Annotated in this window: 16 protein-coding genes; 9 read left to right on the top strand and 7 right to left on the bottom strand. The window is 60.9% G+C overall.

The features are described 5' to 3' along the window. Positions 1-116 precede the first annotated feature (116 nt). From xylA to HUW52_RS16800, 4 genes are all read left to right on the top strand, one after another. Complete coding sequence (gene xylA / locus HUW52_RS16785; protein ID WP_175554304.1) at positions 117-1,433, top strand: xylose isomerase; 1,317 nt, start codon at positions 117-119, stop codon at positions 1,431-1,433. A gap of 149 nt (positions 1,434-1,582) precedes the next feature. Further along, positions 1,583-2,584, top strand: a complete 1,002-nt coding sequence (xylF, locus tag HUW52_RS16790; RefSeq protein ID WP_102899781.1) for a D-xylose ABC transporter substrate-binding protein — start codon at positions 1,583-1,585, stop codon at positions 2,582-2,584. A gap of 154 nt (positions 2,585-2,738) precedes the next feature. Continuing rightward, positions 2,739-4,295: a D-xylose ABC transporter ATP-binding protein gene (gene xylG, locus HUW52_RS16795; RefSeq protein WP_175554305.1), complete on the top strand. Its 1,557-nt coding sequence runs from the start codon at positions 2,739-2,741 to the stop codon at positions 4,293-4,295. Next, positions 4,296-5,432 carry a sugar ABC transporter permease gene (locus HUW52_RS16800; RefSeq protein WP_007913196.1) on the top strand — a complete coding sequence of 379 codons (1,137 nt, stop codon included), beginning with the start codon at positions 4,296-4,298 and terminating at the stop codon, positions 5,430-5,432. A 10-nt stretch (positions 5,433-5,442) separates the two neighbouring features. Here the strand turns inward: HUW52_RS16800 and HUW52_RS16805 are convergent, their stop codons facing one another. Together HUW52_RS16805 and HUW52_RS16810 are read right to left on the bottom strand one after the other, a co-directional pair. After that, positions 5,443-6,360: a LysR family transcriptional regulator gene (locus HUW52_RS16805; protein ID WP_016986080.1), complete on the bottom strand. Its 918-nt coding sequence runs from the start codon at positions 6,358-6,360 to the stop codon at positions 5,443-5,445. A gap of 94 nt (positions 6,361-6,454) precedes the next feature. After that, positions 6,455-7,654 carry an MFS transporter gene (locus HUW52_RS16810; RefSeq protein WP_175554306.1) on the bottom strand — a complete coding sequence of 400 codons (1,200 nt, stop codon included), beginning with the start codon at positions 7,652-7,654 and terminating at the stop codon, positions 6,455-6,457. Positions 7,655-7,949: 295 nt separating this feature from the next. Between HUW52_RS16810 and HUW52_RS16815 the strand changes: the two genes are divergently transcribed. The 5 genes from HUW52_RS16815 (at position 7,950) to HUW52_RS16835 (ending at position 14,429) form a co-directional block, all read left to right on the top strand. Next, on the top strand, positions 7,950-9,230 hold the full coding sequence (locus HUW52_RS16815) for a c-type cytochrome (RefSeq protein WP_175554307.1): 1,281 nt from the start codon (positions 7,950-7,952) through the stop codon (positions 9,228-9,230). Then, positions 9,227-9,700: a (2Fe-2S)-binding protein gene (locus HUW52_RS16820; RefSeq protein ID WP_123375250.1), complete on the top strand. Its 474-nt coding sequence runs from the start codon at positions 9,227-9,229 to the stop codon at positions 9,698-9,700. The genes HUW52_RS16815 and HUW52_RS16820 overlap by 4 nt, the downstream gene beginning before the upstream one ends. Next, a complete protein-coding gene (locus HUW52_RS16825; protein ID WP_175554308.1) occupies positions 9,697-11,931 on the top strand; it encodes a molybdopterin cofactor-binding domain-containing protein in 2,235 nt (744 codons plus the stop codon). Before HUW52_RS16820 ends, HUW52_RS16825 begins: the two co-directional genes overlap by 4 nt. Before the next feature lie 170 nt (positions 11,932-12,101). Further along, positions 12,102-13,214, top strand: coding sequence for an alkene reductase (locus HUW52_RS16830; RefSeq protein ID WP_175554309.1), 1,113 nt, complete (start codon positions 12,102-12,104; stop codon positions 13,212-13,214). Positions 13,215-13,469: 255 nt separating this feature from the next. Beyond that, on the top strand, positions 13,470-14,429 hold the full coding sequence (locus HUW52_RS16835; RefSeq protein ID WP_175554310.1) for a DMT family transporter: 960 nt from the start codon (positions 13,470-13,472) through the stop codon (positions 14,427-14,429). A gap of 29 nt (positions 14,430-14,458) precedes the next feature. On the opposite strand, the gene HUW52_RS16840 is transcribed toward HUW52_RS16835, so the two are convergent. The 5 genes from HUW52_RS16840 to HUW52_RS16860 all read right to left on the bottom strand — a co-directional run bounded on the left by HUW52_RS16840 (position 14,459) and on the right by HUW52_RS16860 (position 19,747). After that, positions 14,459-15,388 carry a ZIP family metal transporter gene (locus tag HUW52_RS16840; RefSeq protein ID WP_175554311.1) on the bottom strand — a complete coding sequence of 310 codons (930 nt, stop codon included), beginning with the start codon at positions 15,386-15,388 and terminating at the stop codon, positions 14,459-14,461. A gap of 63 nt (positions 15,389-15,451) precedes the next feature. Next, on the bottom strand, positions 15,452-15,700 hold the full coding sequence (locus tag HUW52_RS16845; protein WP_175554312.1) for a hypothetical protein: 249 nt from the start codon (positions 15,698-15,700) through the stop codon (positions 15,452-15,454). Positions 15,701-15,903: 203 nt separating this feature from the next. After that, complete coding sequence (locus tag HUW52_RS16850; protein WP_175554313.1) at positions 15,904-17,394, bottom strand: aldehyde dehydrogenase; 1,491 nt, start codon at positions 17,392-17,394, stop codon at positions 15,904-15,906. Between the two features lies 1 nt (position 17,395). Beyond that, positions 17,396-18,298 (bottom strand): dihydrodipicolinate synthase family protein, encoded by a 903-nt coding sequence (locus HUW52_RS16855; RefSeq protein ID WP_016986070.1) that lies wholly within the window; start codon positions 18,296-18,298, stop codon positions 17,396-17,398. A gap of 132 nt (positions 18,299-18,430) precedes the next feature. Further along, positions 18,431-19,747, bottom strand: coding sequence for an FAD-binding oxidoreductase (locus HUW52_RS16860; protein ID WP_175554314.1), 1,317 nt, complete (start codon positions 19,745-19,747; stop codon positions 18,431-18,433). Positions 19,748-19,848 lie beyond the last annotated feature (101 nt).

Below are 19,848 nucleotides of genomic sequence, written 5' to 3' on the forward strand. Positions count from 1 at the left end.
TGGACGACGAAGCTCAATACGCAAAATCGCACTCCGTGTTGATGTTTTTCATAATCAGCAGGGTCGGGGCCGTTGCTAGTATCGAGACACCGCCAAGAACAACAAGGACAAGGTCCATGCAGTATTTCCCCGATGTCGATGCGATTCGCTACGAAGGCCCAGACAGCGATTCTCCCCTCTCCTTTCGTCACTACGACGCCGACAAACTCATCCTCGGCAAACCCATGCGCGAACACCTGCGCATGGCCGCCTGTTACTGGCACACGTTCGTCTGGCCGGGTTCCGATGTGTTTGGCGCGGGGACGTTCAAGCGCCCTTGGCAACACGCCGGCGATCCCATGGAATTGGCGATCGGCAAAGCAGCCGCAGCCTTCGAGTTTTTCTCCAAACTGGGCATCGACTATTACTGTTTCCATGACACCGATGTCGCTCCGGAAGGCAGCTCCCTGAAGGAGTACCGCAACCACTTCGCGCAGATGGTTGATCATCTGGAGCAACACCAGGAAGCCAGCGGAATAAAGCTGTTGTGGGGCACCGCCAATTGCTTCAGCAACCCGCGTTTCGCTGCCGGCGCCGCGAGCAACCCCGATCCAGAAGTGTTCGCCTGCGCCGCTGCCCAAGTGTTCAGCGCCATGAACGCGACCCATCGCCTGAAAGGCGCCAACTACGTGTTGTGGGGCGGTCGCGAAGGCTATGAAACCCTGCTCAACACAGACTTGAAGCGTGAACGCGAACAATTGGGCCGTTTTATGCGCATGGTGATCGAGCACAAGCACAAGATCGGTTTTACCGGTGACCTGCTGATCGAACCCAAGCCGCAGGAGCCGACCAAGCACCAATACGATTATGACAGCGCCACCGTGTTCGGCTTTCTGCAGCAGTTCGGGCTGGAACACGAAATCAAGGTCAACATCGAAGCCAACCACGCGACCCTGGCCGGGCATAGTTTCCATCACGAGATCGCGACGGCGGTCTCGCTGGGGATTTTCGGCAGCATCGACGCCAACCGGGGTGATCCGCAAAACGGCTGGGACACCGATCAATTCCCCAACAGCGTCGAAGAAATGACCCTGGCCACCTATGAAATTCTCAAGGCTGGCGGGTTCAAGAATGGCGGTTTCAACTTCGACTCCAAGGTGCGTCGGCAAAGCCTCGATCAGATTGACCTGTTCCATGGCCACGTCGGCGCGATGGACGTTCTCGCCCTGTCGCTGGAGCGCGCAGCGGCCATGGTTCAGAACGACGAACTGCAACGGCTCAAGGATCAACGCTACGCCGCTTGGAAGCAGCCGTTCGGGCAGGCGGTGATGGCGGGTGACTTCAACCTTGAATCGTTGGCCGAACACGCGTTCACCAACGAGTTGAACCCGCAAGCCGTCAGCGGCCGCCAGGAAATGCTCGAGAACATCGTCAACCGCTACCTCTATCGCTGATCGCTACGAGAATCTGCCGGCGCTTCGACGCTGTGACAATTGCACGACAATTCTGTGCCTGCGGCGTCTGCGGATTCTCTACAGTTTTACCAGCCCGATACTCATCGTCAGGCCGTGTCTTTCCAACAACAATAAAAGGACGCCCCACTATGAAGAACGTAAAACGCACGCTACTGGCCACTGCCCTGGCGCTGCTGTCACTGCCGGTAATGGCTGACGCAGCCCACCCGAAAATCGGTTTCTCCATTGATGACCTGCGCCTGGAGCGCTGGTCGCGTGACCGTGACTATTTCGTCGCGGCGGCCGAAAAAATGGACGCCAAGGTCTTCGTGCAATCGGCGGATGCCAACGAGCAAAAACAGATTTCGCAGATCGAAAACCTCATTTCCCGGGGCGTCGACGTCATCGTCATCGTGCCGTTCAACGCCACGGTGCTGACCAACGCGGTGGCTGAAGCGAAGAAGGCCGGGATCAAAGTCGTGTCCTATGATCGCCTGATCCTCAACGCCGATGTCGACGCCTATATTTCCTTCGATAACGAAAAAGTTGGCGAGATGCAGGCCAGCGGCGTCCTGAAAGCGGCGCCCAAGGGCAATTACTTTTTGCTCGGTGGTGCGCCCACCGATAACAACGCCAAGATCCTGCGTGAAGGCCAGATGAAAGTGCTGCAACCGGCCATCGACAAGGGCGATATCAAGATCGTCGGCCAACAGTGGGTGAAGGAATGGAACCCGACCGAAGCGCTGAGCATTGTTGAAAACGCCCTGACCCGCAACGACAACAAAATCGACGGCATCGTCGCTTCCAACGACGCAACGGCGGGCGGCGCCATTCAGGCACTGGCGGCGCAGCAACTGGCCGGCAAGGTGCCGATTTCCGGGCAGGACGCCGACCTTGCTGCAGTCAAACGAGTGATCGCCGGCACGCAAACCATGACCGTGTACAAGCCATTGAAACTGATCGCCAGCGAAGCGGCCAAGTTATCGGTGCAACTGGCACGCAACGAAAAACCCGCCTTCAGCTCGCAGTACGACAACGGCAGCAAAAAAGTCGACACCATCCTGCTCACGCCAACCCCGCTGACCAAGGACAACATCGACCTGCTCGAACAGGACGGCTTCTACACCAAGGCGCAAATTGCCGGGAAGTGATCTCCGGTAATGCGAAAAACCCTTGTGGGAGCGAGCTTGCTCGCGAAGACGGCAGCACATTCAGTATCGATGCCAGCTGAACCACCGCTTTCGCGAGCAAGCCCGCTCCCACAGGTTTCGTGGTGTGTGAGTCTTTGATATACGAGCCCTGTCCATGTCCGACTATCTGCTGCAAATGAACGGCATCGTCAAAACCTTCGGCGGTGTCAAAGCGCTCAACGGCATCGACATCAAGGTCAGGCCCGGTGAATGCGTTGGCCTGTGCGGCGAGAATGGCGCCGGCAAGTCGACGCTGATGAAGATCCTCTCGGCGGTCTACCCGCACGGCACCTGGGACGGCGAAATCTTCTGGGACGGTCAGCCGCTCAGGGCGCAATCGATCAGTGAAACGGAGGCTGCCGGCATCGTCATCATTCACCAGGAACTGACGCTGGTGCCCGACCTGTCGGTGGCCGAAAACATTTTCATGGGCCACGAGCTGACACTGCCCGGCGGACGGATGAATTACCCGGCGATGATTCACCACGCCGAAGCCCTGATGCGCGAATTGAAAGTCCCCGATATGAACGTGTCGCTGCCGGTTTCGCAGTACGGCGGCGGCTATCAGCAACTGGTGGAAATCGCCAAGGCCCTGAACAAAAAGGCCCGCCTGCTGATCCTCGACGAGCCTTCATCAGCCTTGAGCCGTTCGGAAATCGAGGTGTTGCTGGACATCATCCGCGACCTCAAAGCCAAGGGCGTTGCCTGCGTCTACATCTCGCACAAGCTCGATGAAGTGGCCGCCGTGTGCGACACCATTTCGGTAATCCGCGACGGTAAACACATCGCCACCACCGCCATGGCCGACATGGACATTGCGCAGATCATCACGCAGATGGTCGGGCGGGAAATGAGCAACCTCTACCCCAGCGAACCACACGATATTGGCGAGGTGATTTTCGAGGCCCGGCACATCACCTGCTACGACGTCGACAACCCCAAGCGCAAACGGGTCGACGATATTTCCTTCGTCCTCAAACGCGGCGAGATCCTTGGCATTGCCGGGCTGGTCGGCGCCGGCAGGACCGAACTGGTGACCGCGCTGTTCGGCGCTTACCCCGGTCGCCACGAGGGCGAAGTCTGGCTGGACGGGCAACCCATCGACACCCGCACGCCGCTCAAATCAATCCGTACCGGCCTGTGCCTGGTGCCGGAGGACCGCAAGCGTCAAGGCATCATTCCCGATCTGGGCGTCGGCCAGAACATCACCCTCGCCGTGCTGGACAACTACTCAAAACTGACCCGCATCGACGCCGAAGCTGAACTGGGCAGCATCGATAAGGAAATTTCGCGCCTGCACCTCAAAACCGCCAGCCCGTTCCTGCCGATCACCAGCCTGTCGGGTGGCAATCAACAAAAAGCCGTGCTGGCGAAGATGCTGCTGGCCAAACCCCGGGTGTTGATTCTCGACGAGCCGACCCGAGGCGTGGACGTCGGCGCCAAATACGAAATCTACAAGTTGATGGGCGCGCTGGCCGCCGCCGGCGTGTCGATCATCATGGTCTCGTCGGAGCTGGCCGAAGTGCTCGGTGTTTCCGACCGCGTGCTGGTGATCGGCGAAGGTCAGTTGCGTGGCGACTTCATCAACCATGAACTCACCCAGGAACAGGTGCTCGCCGCCGCCCTCAGCCAGCCTGGCAGCCATAACAATAATGATCGGAAAACCGCGTAAATGAATCAGGTCAAACAACTGTTCACCCGCTACAAAATGCTCGCGCTGGTGTTTGCCGTGGTGCTGATCTGGCTGTTTTTCAGCTGGCAGACTGAGGGCGGATTCCTCACTCCGCGCAACCTGTCCAATCTGCTGCGGCAAATGTCCATTACCGGGATTCTCGCCTGCGGCATGGTGCTGGTGATTATCAGCGGCGAGATCGATTTGTCGGTCGGCTCGTTGCTGGGCCTGCTCGGTGGTCTCGCGGCCATTCTTGATGTGGTCTACCACATTCCGCTGCTGGCGAATCTGAGTCTGGTCGCCCTGTGTGGCCTGATGATCGGTCTCGCCAACGGCTACATGACGGCTTACTTGCGCATTCCTTCGTTCATCGTCGGTCTGGGCGGCATGTTGGCGTTCCGCGGGATTCTGCTGGGGATTACCGGTGGCACGACCATTGCGCCGGTATCGCCGGAGCTGGTTTACATCGGCCAGGGCTACCTGCCCCACGCGATCGGCACTGGCCTGGGCATTTTGCTGTTTGCGCTGACGGTGTTCCTGACCTGGAAACAACGGCGCAATCGCGCCCTGCACGGCCTCGCGGCGCATTCGTTGGTGCGTGATGTCATCCGCGTGTTGGTGATCGGCGCCGTGCTCGCCGGTTTTGTACAGACGCTCAACAGCTATGACGGCATTCCCGTGCCGGTCCTGCTGTTGCTGATACTGCTGGGCGTGTTCAGCTACGTGACCAGTCAGACCGTGTTCGGTCGGCGCGTGTATGCCGTGGGCAGCAACATGGAAGCGACGCGCCTGTCCGGGATCAATGTGCAGGCGGTTAAGCTGTGGATCTTCGGGATCATGGGCGTGATGTGCGCCCTCGCCGGCGTGGTCAATACCGCGCGCCTCGCCGCCGGTTCACCTTCGGCCGGCAGCATGGGCGAACTCGACGCCATCGCCGCCTGCTTTATCGGCGGCACCTCCATGCGCGGCGGTTCCGGAACGGTGTACGGCGCCCTCCTCGGCGCGCTGGTCATCACCAGCCTCGACAACGGCATGTCGATGCTCGACGTCGACAGCTATTGGCAGATGATCGTCAAGGGCAGCATCTTGGTGTTGGCGGTTTGGGTTGATGTCAGTACGCGGACCGGGCGCCGTTGAGCCGCAGGGGTCACGCTGCGGGTGCCGGCGACGGGCTGAGAATTTCCATGAGGAAATCGATAAACACATTGATCCGGCTGGAGCCTCGGTGATTGGGTAAATACAAGGCGTTGATGCACGTGCTGGCACTGCCGGGATTGACCTCGTAGTGCTCAAGCAAACGGGTCAGCCGGCCTGCTGCGACGTCGTCACGGACCAGCCAGTCAGCCAGCAGCGTCACTCCGCCGCCGCCGATGGCGGCTTCGCGCAGGATGTCGGCGTTGTTGCTTTGCAGGCGCCCGTGGACGTTGAGCTGAATGGGCGCGTCTTCATTCTGAAAGGTCCAGTGCTGGTGGGTGCCGCCGTAATCGAAACGCAGGCATTGATGCTCCAGCAAATCCCGTGGATGACAGAGCGCCGCGCTACGCGCCAGATACGCCGGACTGGCCACCACCCAGCGCTCGAAATGCCCCACGCGTTTGCTGACGATGTCTTCACTGACCACCGACGATCCGAGCCGCACGGAAACATCGATCTGCTCGCTGAGCAGGTCGCTGACCTGATCGCTCAGCGACAGACTGATCTCCAGACCCGGATGCCGCTCAAGCAAGCGGCTCAGGTGCGGCGCGATCAGGCGCCGGCCGAACTCCACCGGCACGCTGATGCGCAGACGGCCCTGCGCTTCGGCGCCGCGATCGGCGACAACGGCATCGGCTTCGTCGATCGCGTCGAGAATCGCCACGGCTTTTTCGAAATAGGTCTGGCCGGCAACGGTCACGCTGGTGTTGCGCGTGGTGCGATTGAGCAGGCTCGCGCCCAGCTCGTGCTCCAGCCCGGCCACTTGCCGTGTCACTGACGACGTGGATATCCCGAGTTTGCGCGCTGCCGAGGAATAGCCCCCGCAGCGCACGGTTTCCACAAACATCTTCAATGCCAGCAACTTGTCCATAAGCGGGGTCCGGTCGAGAGGGAACGCGGATGATTGTGCATCACTGTTCGCCCTTCGTCTTGTGCCGCCGTGCTCGCCCGCACTTGCCGGATGTTCAGACATCGGCCTTGCGGCTCAGGAACAACCCGAGCGCCAGCGCTGGCAGCAGCGCCACCGCGACGGCGGACAGGTTCCAGCCGAAGTGCTCGTACAGCGGGCTCGCAACCAGAGACCCCAGCGCGCCGCCGACGAAAATGCTGGTCATGTACACGGCGTTAAGGCGCGCACGGCTGTGGGGATCGAGGGCGTACACCTCTCGCTGGCCGAGTACCATGTTCAATTGCACGGCAAAATCCAGCAGCACCGCACACACCACCAGCCAGACATAGCCGCTGCCCGGAAGTGCGGCGATCAGCAGCGAAACCGGCGCCAGCAGCAATGCGACCAGCGTGCCGCGACGACCATGCCCGGCATCGGCCAGACGTCCGGCAATCGGCGCGGCAATGGCACCCACCGCACCGACCAGCGCGAAGATCGCGACTTGTGCCTGAGTGAAGCCGTGGTGACGCATCAGTTCAATCGGCGCGAGGGTCCAGAACAGACTGAAGCTGGCAAACAGCAGCCCTTGATACAGCGAGCGCTGACGCAGCAGCGGATAGCGCCGGGCCAAGGCAAACACCGAACCGATCAGCGCAGCATAGGTGGCTTTATGCGTCGGTAGCCGACGCGGCAGCGCCACCGCAGTGATCAGCGCGATGACCGCCATCAGGGCCGCCGCGCTGTAAAACACCCCGCGCCAGCCGAACACTTCAACCAACAGGCTCGACAGTGGCCGCGACAACAGAATCCCCAGCAGCAGACCGCTCATGATATTGCCGACAACGCGGCCACGGCTGGCCTCGGGCGCCAGGTGCGCCGCCAGCGGCACCAGGATTTGCACGGCCACCGAGGTCAGGCCGATCAGCAAAGACAACACCAGGAACATCGACGGTGAATGGGTCAGCCCGGCGCACAACAGCGTGACGCTCGCCGCTAGCGTGAAGCCGACCACCAGCCGACGGTTTTCCATCAGGTCGGCCAGTGGCACCAGCAGTAACAGGCCCAGTGCATAACCAAACTGCGTCAGCGAAACGATCAGGCTGGCATTGGCGCTGGACAGACCGATCTGCGGTGCAATCAGTTCGACGATCGGCTGTGCGTAATAAAGATTGGCCACGACCGCGCCACAGCAAAATGCCAGGAACGCGACCATCAGGCCGGAGAGTGAAGTTGGCTGCTCGGCGCTGGCCGAAACGGCTGGATTGCCCGTGAGCATGATGACACCTCATTGAGTTCAGGAAAGTGCTGCCAAGGCTACGGCCCTGTGGCGATCCACAGAATCCACGCGGCGGGCAACGCAGTGATGCGTCCGGCGCAACGGCGCAGGCGTTGCTTCTCGCGCAACGCGCTGTTGCGCGCGCCGCTGATTCTCCCGCGCAGACGGTTTCTCTACGCTTTGGCCTCTGGCGCTGTCGTCCCCAGCGGCGCCCTCCCCCGGCTGTTACAAGGAGCGTTGTCATGATCCGTATCCCATCCGTTCTGCCATTGCCTGCCGCGTTGTTCTCCGTCCCATGAACCGCCATTTGCTGAAGTCCAGAACGCTATGGATCAGCGTGGCAGTCGCCGCCGTGCTCGGCCTGATCGGCGCCGTTTGGCTGATGTGGCGCCCGGCGATTGCGCCGATCGAGCGCCCGACGATGTTCGATGTTGCGCAGTTGCAACGCGGGGCGCGGGTGGTCGAGGCCGGCGACTGTGCGGTCTGCCATACCCGCCCCGGTGGTGAATATCTGGCCGGCGGGCTGCCGCTGGTAACGCCGTTCGGCACGCTGTACAGCACCAACATCACCCCGGACGTAGAAACCGGTATTGGCCAATGGTCACTGCCGGCCTTCGAGCGGGCGATGCGTCAGGGCATCGCTCGCGATGGTCACTTCCTTTATCCGGCGTTCCCCTACGTGCACTACCGGCGCATGAGCGCAGCAGACATCGCCGACGCCTATGCCTACTTGATGAGCGGCCCCGCCGTGCACGCGCCGGCCGTGCACAACCAGATGAATTTCCCGATGAATATTCGCCCGTTGGTGGCGTTCTGGAACCTGCTGTTCCTGCACGGTGAGCCACTGACGCCTCTGGCGGGGCGTAGCGAGGCGTGGAATCGCGGACGCTATCTGGTCGACGGTCCGGGCCATTGCGCCGGCTGCCATTCGCCGCTGAACCTGATCGGCGCGGAAAAGTCCTCGGAGTATTTGCAGGGCGGCAGCGTCGATGGCTGGCAAGCGCCCGCGCTGGTCGGTATGGGCCAGCGCGGCACCCCGTGGAGTCGTGAGCAACTGGTGGGCTATCTGCGCGCCGAGATCGTCGATGGCCACGGCACACCCGCCGGGCCGATGCGGCCGGTCAGCTTGAGTCTGGCGCGCTTGCCGGCCAGTGAAGCCGAGGCGATTGCCGAGTATTTGCTCAGCCTGGAAAACCCGCACCCACTGACGCAACCGCCGCCAAAGACGCCTGCCAGTGAAGCGGCAGACCACTCGAGCGGCGCCCTGCTTTTCAGCAGCGCCTGCGCCGGTTGCCATGGCCCAGCGGCGCCGATGCGCACCATCGATGGTCGTCCGGGCCTGCAAAACACCTCGGCGCTGCAAGCGGCCAGTGCGCGCAACTTCCTCAAAACCGTGCTCGAAGGCTTGCCCGCCACACCCGGATCGCCCGGTCCGCTGATGCCTGCATTCGCCGCCAGCCTCGACAACGCGCAACTCGGCGCACTGGCCGCGTATCTGCGTCAGCAAGCCAGCCCCGATCAGCCGTGGGCCGACCTCTCTTCCACTATTGAAGCGTTACGTCAGGAGACGAAATGAGCCAGATCACCCTCAACGTCAACGGAGCCGCGCAACCGCTTGAGCTGGAGCCGGACATGCCGCTGCTGTATGCGCTGCGCAATCACTTGAACCTCAACGGCGCCAAATACGGCTGCGGTCTCGGTCAGTGCGGCGCCTGCACGGTGATCGTCGACGATCAACCGGTGTTCGCCTGCCTGACGCCCTGCGCCGGCCTCGAAGGCAAAAAAATCCGCACCGTGGAAAGCCTCGGCAGCGCGGAAAAACCTGGCCCTCTGCAAGCGGCGTTCATCGAGAAACAGGCCGCGCAATGCGGTTACTGCATTGCCGGCATGCTGATGCGCGCGCAGGCGTTGCTTGAGCGTAATCGACACCCGGATGAGGCAACCATTCGCGAGCACATGGCTGGCAACCTGTGTCGCTGCGGTACGCACTTGCGGATCATCGAGGCGATCAAACAGGTGGCCGGGCACAACGGGAGCCTGACATGAGCGAGTCAAATGGTTTGAACCCGAGTCGGCGTGCCTTTCTGCGCGGTGGTGCGTTGCTGATGGCATTCACCCTGATGCCGGTGGCGCGGCGTGTGTTGGCCGATACCGAAGTCGATACGCTCGGCACCGTGGTCCTCGCGCCCGACCTGCCCGGCAGCCTGCGCACCAACCCGTTTCTCGACGCCTGGATCCGCATCGGCGCCGACGGCATTACCGTCTACACCGGCAAGGTCGAATTGGGCACCGGGGTGAAAACTGCGCTGCTGCAAATCGCCGCCGAACGTTTGCAGGTGCCGGCGACCTCTATCAACTTGCTCACCGCCGACACCGCGTTGACGCCCAACGAAGGCTACACCGCCGGCAGCCACAGCATTTTCGACAGCGGTACCGCGTTGTATAACGCCGCCGCGCAGGTGCGCGAAATGCTCGTCGATGCCGCCGCGCGCCGTTGGCAGATTGATGCAGCACTGCTGAACACCCGCGACGGTGTGATCGAAGGCCCGGCCGCTCAGCGGATGAGTTACGCCGACGCGGTCAAGCATGTCGATGTGCATCAATACGCCAAGGCTCAGTCACCGGCGATGGCCGCCGCTGATTTCAAACTGATCGGCCATTCGTTGCCGCGTCTCGACATTCCGGCGAAGGTCAGCGGTGGCGCAGCATTCGTCCAGGACATGCGCCTGCCGGGCATGCTGCATGCGCGGGTGATCCGCCCGCCTCGTCCGGGCTGCACGTTGCAAGCATTCGACGCGGCGAACATCGAAGCCCTGGCTGGGGTGGTCAAGGTGATCCGCGACGGCAACTATCTGGCGGTGGTCGCCCGTGATGAGTGGCAAGCGATCAAAGCCATGCGCAGTGCCAGCGCAGTGACGCAATGGAGCGAGGGCGAAGCGATTCCCGAGGCGACCGAGATTCATGGTCTGCTCAAACGTCTGCCCTCACGGCGCTATCCGATCAGCAACAGCGGCACGCCAAGTGGCGCGGCCGACACGCGTTTTCAGGCGCGGGTCACCAAGCAATATCTGATGCACGGCTCGATCGGCCCGTCTTGCGCAGTGGCCTGGTTCAAGGACGGCGTTCTAACCGTCTGGACCCATACCCAAGGCGTGTATCCACTGCGCGCCGGCATTGCCGAAATGCTCGGTCTGCCATCTGACCGGGTGCGCTGCATTCATACCGAAGGCTCCGGGTGTTACGGGCACAACGGCGCCGATGATGCCGCCGCCGATGCGGCATTGATTGCCCTGCGCGTGCCCGGTACGCCGGTGCGCGTGCAATGGATGCGCGAACAGGAAAATCTTTGGGAGCCGTATAGCTCGGCGATGGTCACTGAAGTCGACGCCGGCCTCAGCCATGGCCGTTTGCAGGACTGGGCCTACGAACTCTGGACCACGCCGCACAACGAACGCATCGTCAACGCCGGGCGTCTGTTGCCGGCACGCCTGCTCGCGCGGCCTTTTGCCTCGGCGTCATCTGTGCCAATCGCTCAGCCTGAGGGCGATGGTGATCGCAACGCGGTGCCGCTGTACGAGTTGAACTCGACGCGCATCAACATGACCTTCGTCACCGAAATGCCCTTTCGCACCTCGGCCATGCGTTCGCTGGGTGCGCACATCAACATTTTCGCCATCGAGGCGAGTATCGACGAGCTGGCGATCCGGGCCCGCATCGACGCGGTCGCTTTGCGTCTGGCCCATCTCAGCGACCCGCGTGCTCGCGCGGTCGTAGAACGTGTGCGTGATGAGATCGGCTGGCCGCAAAAACGCAGCGAGCCCGGCGCCGGTATCGGTTTCGCCTTTGCCCGCTACAAAAACATCATGGGTTACTGTGCAATCGCGGTGAAACTTCGGGTGCATCCGCAGACCGGCGAGATCCGCATCGATCACGTGGTGACGGCGGTGGACGTCGGCCAGATCGTCAGCCCCGATGGCCTGCGCAATCAGGTCGAGGGCGGCATCGTGCAGTCCGCGAGCTGGACCCTGTACGAAAAAGTCGCCTACGACGCGGGAGGCATTCGCAGCTACGACTGGAGCGGTTATCCGATTCTGCGTTTCACGCAACTGCCGAATAAAGTCGATGTGCATTTGCTCGACCAGCCGGGAGAACCCTTCCTCGGTGCCGCTGAAATCGTTCAGGGGCCGATGGCCGCGGCCCTTGGCAACGCCGTCGCCAACGCCACTGGCCGGCGCTGGCTGAACCTGCCGCTGACCCGTTCCAACCAGCCCGCCTGAGCCACGCCCGTGTTCATCGCTGATGAGCACGGGCGCCATTGCGCCCTGCGCAAAACAGCGTAGCGCCGGTCACTGATTATCAGCTCCGCTGAGCGCGGTTAAGTTAGCGGCACTGGTTCGCGGCACCGCTGCCGCGCTTGAATTCCTTATATTGAAATCCGGAGCTACCCATGACTCGTCGTCTGTTCCAACCCCTTGCACTCGGTCCTTACACCCTCGCCCACCGCGTGGCGATGGCGCCGTTAACGCGCTCACGCGCCGGCCAACCGGGCGATGTACCGACGCCGATGAACGCCGAGTACTACCGCCAACGGGCCAGTGCCGCGCTGATCATCACAGAGGCCACACAAATCTCCCGGCAGGCTCAGGGTTACGCCTGGACGCCGGGCATCTACAGTCCTGAGCAAGTTGAGGCATGGCGTGACGTCAGCGCGGCGGTGCATGAGGCCGGCGGGTTGATCTTCATGCAGCTGTGGCATGTCGGCCGGGTGTCCCATCCGAGCTTTCAACCCGATGCCGGCCTGCCGGTTGCGCCCAGCGCGCTGCCAGTGCCGGGCAAGACGTTTATCGTCGATGAAAACGGTAACGGCGTCTGGGGTGATGTACCGGTGCCGCGTGCGCTGGAAACCGCGGAGATCGCCGGCATCGTCGAGGACTACCGCGTGGCCGCGCGCAACGCATTGCAGGCGGGCATGGACGGTGTAGAGATTCATGCCGGCAACGGTTACCTGCTCGACCAGTTTCTTAACAGCAACAGCAACCAGCGTGACGATGCCTATGGCGGCAGCGTGGAGAACCGCGCGCGGTTTCTGCTGGAAGTGGTCGCGGCCGTCACTGAAGAGGTCGGCGCCGAACGGGTCGGCGTACGCCTGACGCCGATGGGGCGTTTTATGGGCATGGGTGATGACACCCCGGAGGCCACCTTCGGCCATCTCGTCGAAGCGCTCAATCATTGGAATCTGGCCTATCTGCACCTGGTCGAGCCGGCGATGGTCGGCACAGTTAAAGACGAGAACTTCGACCCGCGCTGGGACGCGATCATTGCCCAGTTGCGCAAGACGTGGAACGGCGTGCTGATCCTGGCGGGTGGCTACGATGCGCGATCTGCCGAACAGGCGCTGATTGCCGATCGTGCCGACATCATCGCGTTTGGCCGCCCGTTCCTGGCCAACCCTGACTTGCCGCGTCGGCTGCACGATGGCCTGGCGCTCAACGCGCCGGATCCGAGCAGCTTTTTCGGTGGGGATCAGCGTGGGTACATCGATTATCCATTTCATGCCTGAGCAGAAGCAGACCACCCGCCTCTCATGAATGTGTAAATCCCTGGAAGCAGGGGCCGATGCGCCCCTGCCCTTTCAAGTCATACGATCTCTGCGATTAATCAAATAATTAAAAATCCACCATAACGCTGAACTTATGCGTAGCTGTGCGCTTTCAGGTCTATTGCCCGACGTCGCCGAATGCGATAAAACGGGCTAGTTGTACGACAACCTAATAAAACCAAGTCGCTCGAACGGCTAACAATCCTGAGATCTGCCATGCCTCGCCCTACCGCTACGCAAACCGTACCGCCGCCCTACCCCCGTTCTCTGGCGGTGATCATTCTGTTGTGCATGGGCTGTGCGTTTGCCGGCAATCATGTGGCGGCGCGAGTCGCCTTTGATGATGGTGCGGGTGTGCTGCTGGCGATTTTGATGCGTTCCGGCGGGACCTTGCTGGTGCTCGCCATCCTGGTGCTGTGGCAAAGACAAAGCCCGCGCTTGCCGGCGGGTGCCTGGCGCTGGCAACTGTTGCTGGGGTTGCTGATCACTGCGCAGAGTCTGTGCCTTTACTCTGCTGTCGCACGGGTGCCGGTGGCGCTGGCCCTGCTGGTGGCGAACGTATTCCCTATTCTGCTGGCATTGCTCACCTGGGCGCTGGGTGGCCCGCGACCAAGCGCACGCACTGCGACGTTAATGGGCTTGATTCTATTGGGTCTGGTGTTTGTGCTGGATGTCCCCGGGCGTCTCTCGACCACGACAGACGTCAGTGCGCAATGGCTGACGGGCGTCGCGCTCGCGTTCTGCGCCGCCAGCGTGTTCGCCTGCGCGTTGTGGATCACCGACCACAAACTGTCTCAGGTACGTGGCTCGGTGCGCAGTCTGCTGACCATTTTCATCGTGTTCAGCAGCGTCAACCTGGCAGGGCTGACGGGCGCCCTTCCCGGCGGATTGAACCTGCCCGCCACCTCGACCGGATGGCTAGCCCTCGCCACTCTGGTGGTGCTGTACGGCACAGGTTTTATCGTCCTGTTCATTTCCGTGCCTCGACTGGACATGCCGCGCAATGCGCCGGTCATGAACATCGAGCCATTGGCAACGCTGTTGATGGGCTGGATTGTGCTGGATCAGATGCTCAGTACAGGACAGATCTTCGGCGGAGTGATTGTGGTCATGGGCATCGTTTTGCTGACTTATCGCAAATCAGTGGTCAAGGCTGAGGTTAAAGCCAGTGCGTGAGGGTTTCTCTTCAGTGGTCAGGTTAGTGATTAACCCAAAGCAGTGTCGAGAAACATCATCACCCCAAAACCGAGCATCAGCCCCAAGGTCGCCGGGGTCTCATGACCGTTGCGATGAGTCTCGGGAATGACCTCATGGGACACCACAAAAATCATCGCCCCGGCGGCCAGACCGAGCGCAATGGGATATCCCAACGCAAAGCTGCTGGAAATACCCAAGCCGACAACGGCGCCAATCGGTTCCATCAACCCCGAACCCACCGCAATCAGCGCGGCGCGAAGCGCTGAGATGCCGGTTACGCGTAATGCCAGGGCGACTGCCAGACCTTCGGGAATGTCTTGAATGGCGATGGCAGTGGTCAGCGGCAGTCCGACCTTCATATCGCCGTTGGCGAAGCTCACGCCAATGGCCATACCTTCCGGCAGGTTATGCAATGTGATTGCCAGGACGAACAGCCAGACACGATTGATGCGCTGCGCGTCCGGCCCACGGCGTCCGCTTTTCTCGTGTTCGTGAGGCACGAAACGATCAAGGCCGACCATCAGCGCAACGCCCAATCCCAATCCTGCAACGACGACGCAGGCCGCGAGTAACGGGTTACCGCAAAGCGCCTGAGCCGCTTCTATGCCAGGCAGAATCAGCGAAAACGAACTGGCGGCCAGCATCATCCCGGCGGCGAAGCCGAGCATGATGTCTTGGGTTCGGGCGGCGATGTCTCGTAACGCGATCGCTACGACAGCGCCCATTGCCGTCGCAGCGAAGCCGGTCATGCCACCGATAAAGGCGAAGTACAGATTCTGTTTGTTGGCCCCGACAAAGGCGCCATACCCGCTTATCAGCAGGAAGATTGTCACCCCGATCAGAATTGACCAGAAGACGCGCCCGCCCCACCCGGAGCCTGAGAAACGGGCAAACCAGGAGCGAGCGGGTGCGGCTGATGAGGTCAACGGCTCGGGCATGGAAATCTCCTGTTTTGTTGATTCGATATTTTCAGCGGATGCGGATAACGACCGTACATGGCCTCAATGGTAATCGTCTCCAGCGACTGCGCGCAGGTACGCGACATCTGCTTCTCTGCGCAGGTCGCGCCACTCGTCCCAGCTGAGTATGCCCAAGCGATCCATTTCATCCGACTGGCGCAGCAGTTCATCGTGATAGGCGTCTGGGCAGTCCATGCGCAATTCAAGATTTCCCAGTGCACGCTGCCAGGCAGCCAACGCGAGCAATTTGGTTTCTTGTGCGAATGTCAGTTGATTTTTGAACGCGTTCATTTCGCTCACCCCGAACATTTCCCGGTTGAGCGACCGACTTCGGCTTAGGTTCAAAATGTCTGAAGAAAAGCGGATGACTGAAAGCTTTCTGCTGATGTGGCTACCAACCAATCCAGCTCACGGATTGGATAACGGTATGGGGCAATCGCCCCGCCACTCAATCGAGTGGTCGGGGCGATGTGGTTTCTTGCGTCAAGGCGCTATCAGGAAGCATCAATCCAGATGGTTTTGATTTCAGTGTACTGGTCGTGCGCCCAGATCGACTTGTCGCGCCCGCCGAACCCCGACTCCTTGTAACCGCCGAATGGCGTAGAGGCATCGCCTTCACCGAAGCAGTTCACCGTGACAATCCCGGCACGGATCCCGCGTGAGAGTTTCAGGGCATGGCGCAGGTTGCCGGTGTAAGCCGATGCTGCCAGGCCGTAGGCCGTGTCGTTGGCCAGCTCAATGGCTTCGTCAACGGTCTGGAACGTGGTGACGCTCAGTACCGGGCCGAAGATCTCCTCCTGGAACAGACGACTATCGCGGCTCACGCCATCAACGATGGTGGGTTCGACGAAAATATCCTGGCGGGTTTTGCCGCCTACCAGCACGCGCAGGTTTTCGTCGCGGGCCACATCAAGGTAGGAGCGCACCTTGTCGAAATGCGCTTTGCTGATCATCGAACCCAGGCGGTTTTCAGGATCCAGTGGATCACCCATTTTCCAGTCACCCAAATGAACCTGCACACGCTGCAGCAGTTCATCCTTGACGTCGGCGTGGACGATCAGGCGCGAAGAGGCCGAGCAGTTTTCACCCATGTTCCAGAACGCGCCGTTCACCACATGCTGGGCAACGAGGTCGATGTCTTCGACATCATTCATCACCACGGCAGGGTTCTTGCCGCCACATTCCAGCACGATGCGTTTCAGGTTCGATTCGCTGGAATATTTGAGGAACAGCCGCCCGGTATCGGTTGAACCAGTGAAGCTGACCATGGCCACATCCGAGTGACGGCCTAGCGGCTCACCCGCTTCCTTGCCTCCGCCGGGCACGACGTTGAACACGCCGGCGGGAATCCCAGCCTGATGCGCCAGTTCGGCGACGCGCAAGGTGCTCAAGGTGGTTTCCTTGGCGGGTTTGACCACGATCGAACAGCCTGCGGCCAGCGACGGACCGATTTTCCAGGCGAGCATCAGCAGCGGGAAGTTCCACGGCAACACCAGGCCGACAACGCCGATCGGTTCACGCACAACCATGGTCACCGCACCCGAGCCGACCGGCGCCGTGGCATCGTAAATCTTGTCGATCAGCTCGGCATGCCAACGCAACGTATGAATCGTTTCCGGCACGTCGATGTTCTGGCATTCGCGAATCGGCTTGCCACTGTCCAGGCTTTCCAGCACTGCCAGTTCATGGGCGTTGTCTTCCAGCAATTGGGCAAAGCGCAGCAATACCGATTTGCGTGCGGACGGCGCCAGTGAATGCCAGCGTGCGTCGTCGAAGGCTTCCTTCGCCGCCGCTACGGCCTCGTCGACATCATCGGCGTTGCACGCGGCAATCTCAGTCAGCACCTGGTCGGTAGCCGGGTTGGTCGTGGTGAATGTCTTGCCTGAACACGACGAGCAAAACTGGCCGTTGATGAACGCTTGATTGCGAAACTCGAGCTTCGCAGCCAGTTCACGGTATTGCTCTTGACTCAGCAGGTCTGCCATTTCAAGCCTCCTCGACGATACGCGCGACGTTTTTCTGCAGGGTTTTGATCACGTCTTCCAGCGTCTGCTTCTCGGAAGGCTCCAGCGGTTGCAGTGGCGCACGGACCCCGCCGGCACGCAGGCCACTGAGTTCGCTACCGTGTTTGATCGACTGCACGAACTTGCCGCTCTCGAGGAAATCCATCAACGGCAGCATCGCCGACATGATCCGCCGGCCTTTATCGAAGTTCTTTTCGAGCACGCAGGCCTCGTAAAGCGCGATGTGTTCACGCGGGATGAAGTTCGAGCCGGCGCAGACCCAGCTGCGCGCACCCCAGGCGAAGAACTCCAGCGCCTGATCATCCCAGCCACAGGACAGCTGGATCGACGGATGGGCATGCGCCAGGCGGTGCAGGCGACTCATCTCGCCCGAACTTTCCTTGATCGCGGCGATGTTCTTGCAGCCGGCAATCGCTTCGAAAAACTCGTCGCCCATCGCCACGCCCATTCGCGACGGATAGTTGTAAAGCATGATCGGCAGCCCGGCCGCCTTGTCCACGGCGAGCACATGGGCGGCAATTTCCTTTTGCGTCGGCAACGCATACGGTGGCGAACCGACCAGAATGGCGTCCGCTTCGAGGGACTTGGCCTTTTCGGCGAAGTACACCGAGTCTTCGGTACGAATGCCACCGGTGCCGATCACCAGTGGCAAACGTCCGCGGATCACCTCTTTGGCGCGCTCGGCCACGGCTACGCGCTCCTCGGCGGTGTGCGCGTAATACTCGCCGGTGGATCCGCCAATAACGATGCCGTGAACCTTGGACTCGATCAGATATTCGAGCACCTCAGAGAACGCTGAATAGTCGATTTGGCCATCAGCGGACAACGGGGTAATGGCAGGGGTAAAAATTCCGTCAAAGTTCATAGCGTTTTCTCCAGTGGTTCAATGTTCAATCCGAGCGCCCGACGGCATGCCGGGCAGACCGTGGTTATTGGCGGCGCAAGCCTTCAGGACGGCAGCAGAGCGACGAGGCTGCAGCGACTAGTCAAAGGAGACTCAACTTTCTCTCCCGGCGCGGTACTGCCCCCACTTGAGGTTCATGTTCACCCCAAGCGAAAGAAACGGTTCTGGCGGGTTGCTGTTGGGCCCGGGCGCCTGCAACAGGAAATCAATCAGCGGGTCACGCTGCCCCGCCAGCCAGTCCGCGAGCAACTTGCCGGTGACGGTTCCGCGCGTGACGCCCAGACCATTGCATCCGAGCGCGCCATATACATTGGGCGCCAGTTCACCGAAGAAGCCGTTGTGATTGCGCGACATGGCCAAGGCGCCGCCCCAGGTGTATTCAAACGTCACGTCCGGCAACATCGGGAAACGCTGATCGAATGACGCTTTGTGCCGGCGCACGAAACGTTCGTTGTATTTGCTGTTGCTGCGGCCATCCGGGTTGAAGGTGAAACTGTTGCGGATCAGCAGGCGGTTGTCCGGGGTACGCCGCACCGTGGTGCCGAAGGGATCGGCTGGAATGGCGCCCCAGAACGGTTTGCCGCCCAGCCGTGCCTGTTCTTCTTCGGTCAGCGGCCGGGTGATGCTCGCGTAGGTGTAGATCGGCAACATGCGCCCTTGCAGGAAACCGAAACGCATACCGAACGAGTTGTTCGCCAGAATCAGCTTGTCGGCAGTGATGCTGCCGCGGGCGTGTTTGAGCAGCGTCTTGGCGCCGTATTCCACTTCCAGAATCGGGGTCCGCTCATACAGCGTGACGTTCGACGGCAAATGGTCGGCCAGGCCTTTCACCAGTCCAGACGGTTGCAATAACACTGCGCCCGGGGTGAACAACGCCTTGCGATAAAACCGCGTGCCCAAGTGTTCGGGCAACTCATCGGCATCAATCATTTGAAAAGGCTGATCGAGTTTTTCCAGGCCCCGGCGATAGGCATCGAGTACAGCGATACCACGGTTCTCCACCGCCGCCTGATATTTGCCGCAGGCTTTCATCTGGCATTCGATGCGGTACTGATCGACCAGCTCGCGAAGTATCGATTGGCCGGCCAGATTGAGTTTCAAACTGGTCCGGGCCTGCGCGATGTCACCGATGTAATCCTCAGCGCCAATGTCATGGGGAAGATCAATGGCAAAACCGGCATTGCGCCCCGATGGCCCCAGCCCGACTTCCTGCGCTTCGATAAGCACCACTTCGTCGTCGGGAAAATTCAACGCCAGTTGCCGCGCGCACGCCAGTCCCGTGAAGCCGGCACCGATGATCACCCAGCGAGCGGAACGGTGCCCACGGTGAGCCGGCTCGGGACTGCGTGGCTTGCTCAAGTGAAACCAGCCACAACTATCATCATCGGCGGGTAATGAACTGACTTTCATAGTGTTAAACCGTTAATCGTTGAAGTTGCAAAACGCACGCGGCACAAAGCAAACGCACGCAGTGGCGTTGATCCGGAAACTTGTAAAACTGGCACTTGCGC

Origin of the sequence: Pseudomonas sp. 43A (genome assembly GCF_013363935.1) — a bacterium.
Lineage (GTDB): Bacteria > Pseudomonadota > Gammaproteobacteria > Pseudomonadales > Pseudomonadaceae > Aquipseudomonas > Aquipseudomonas crudilactis.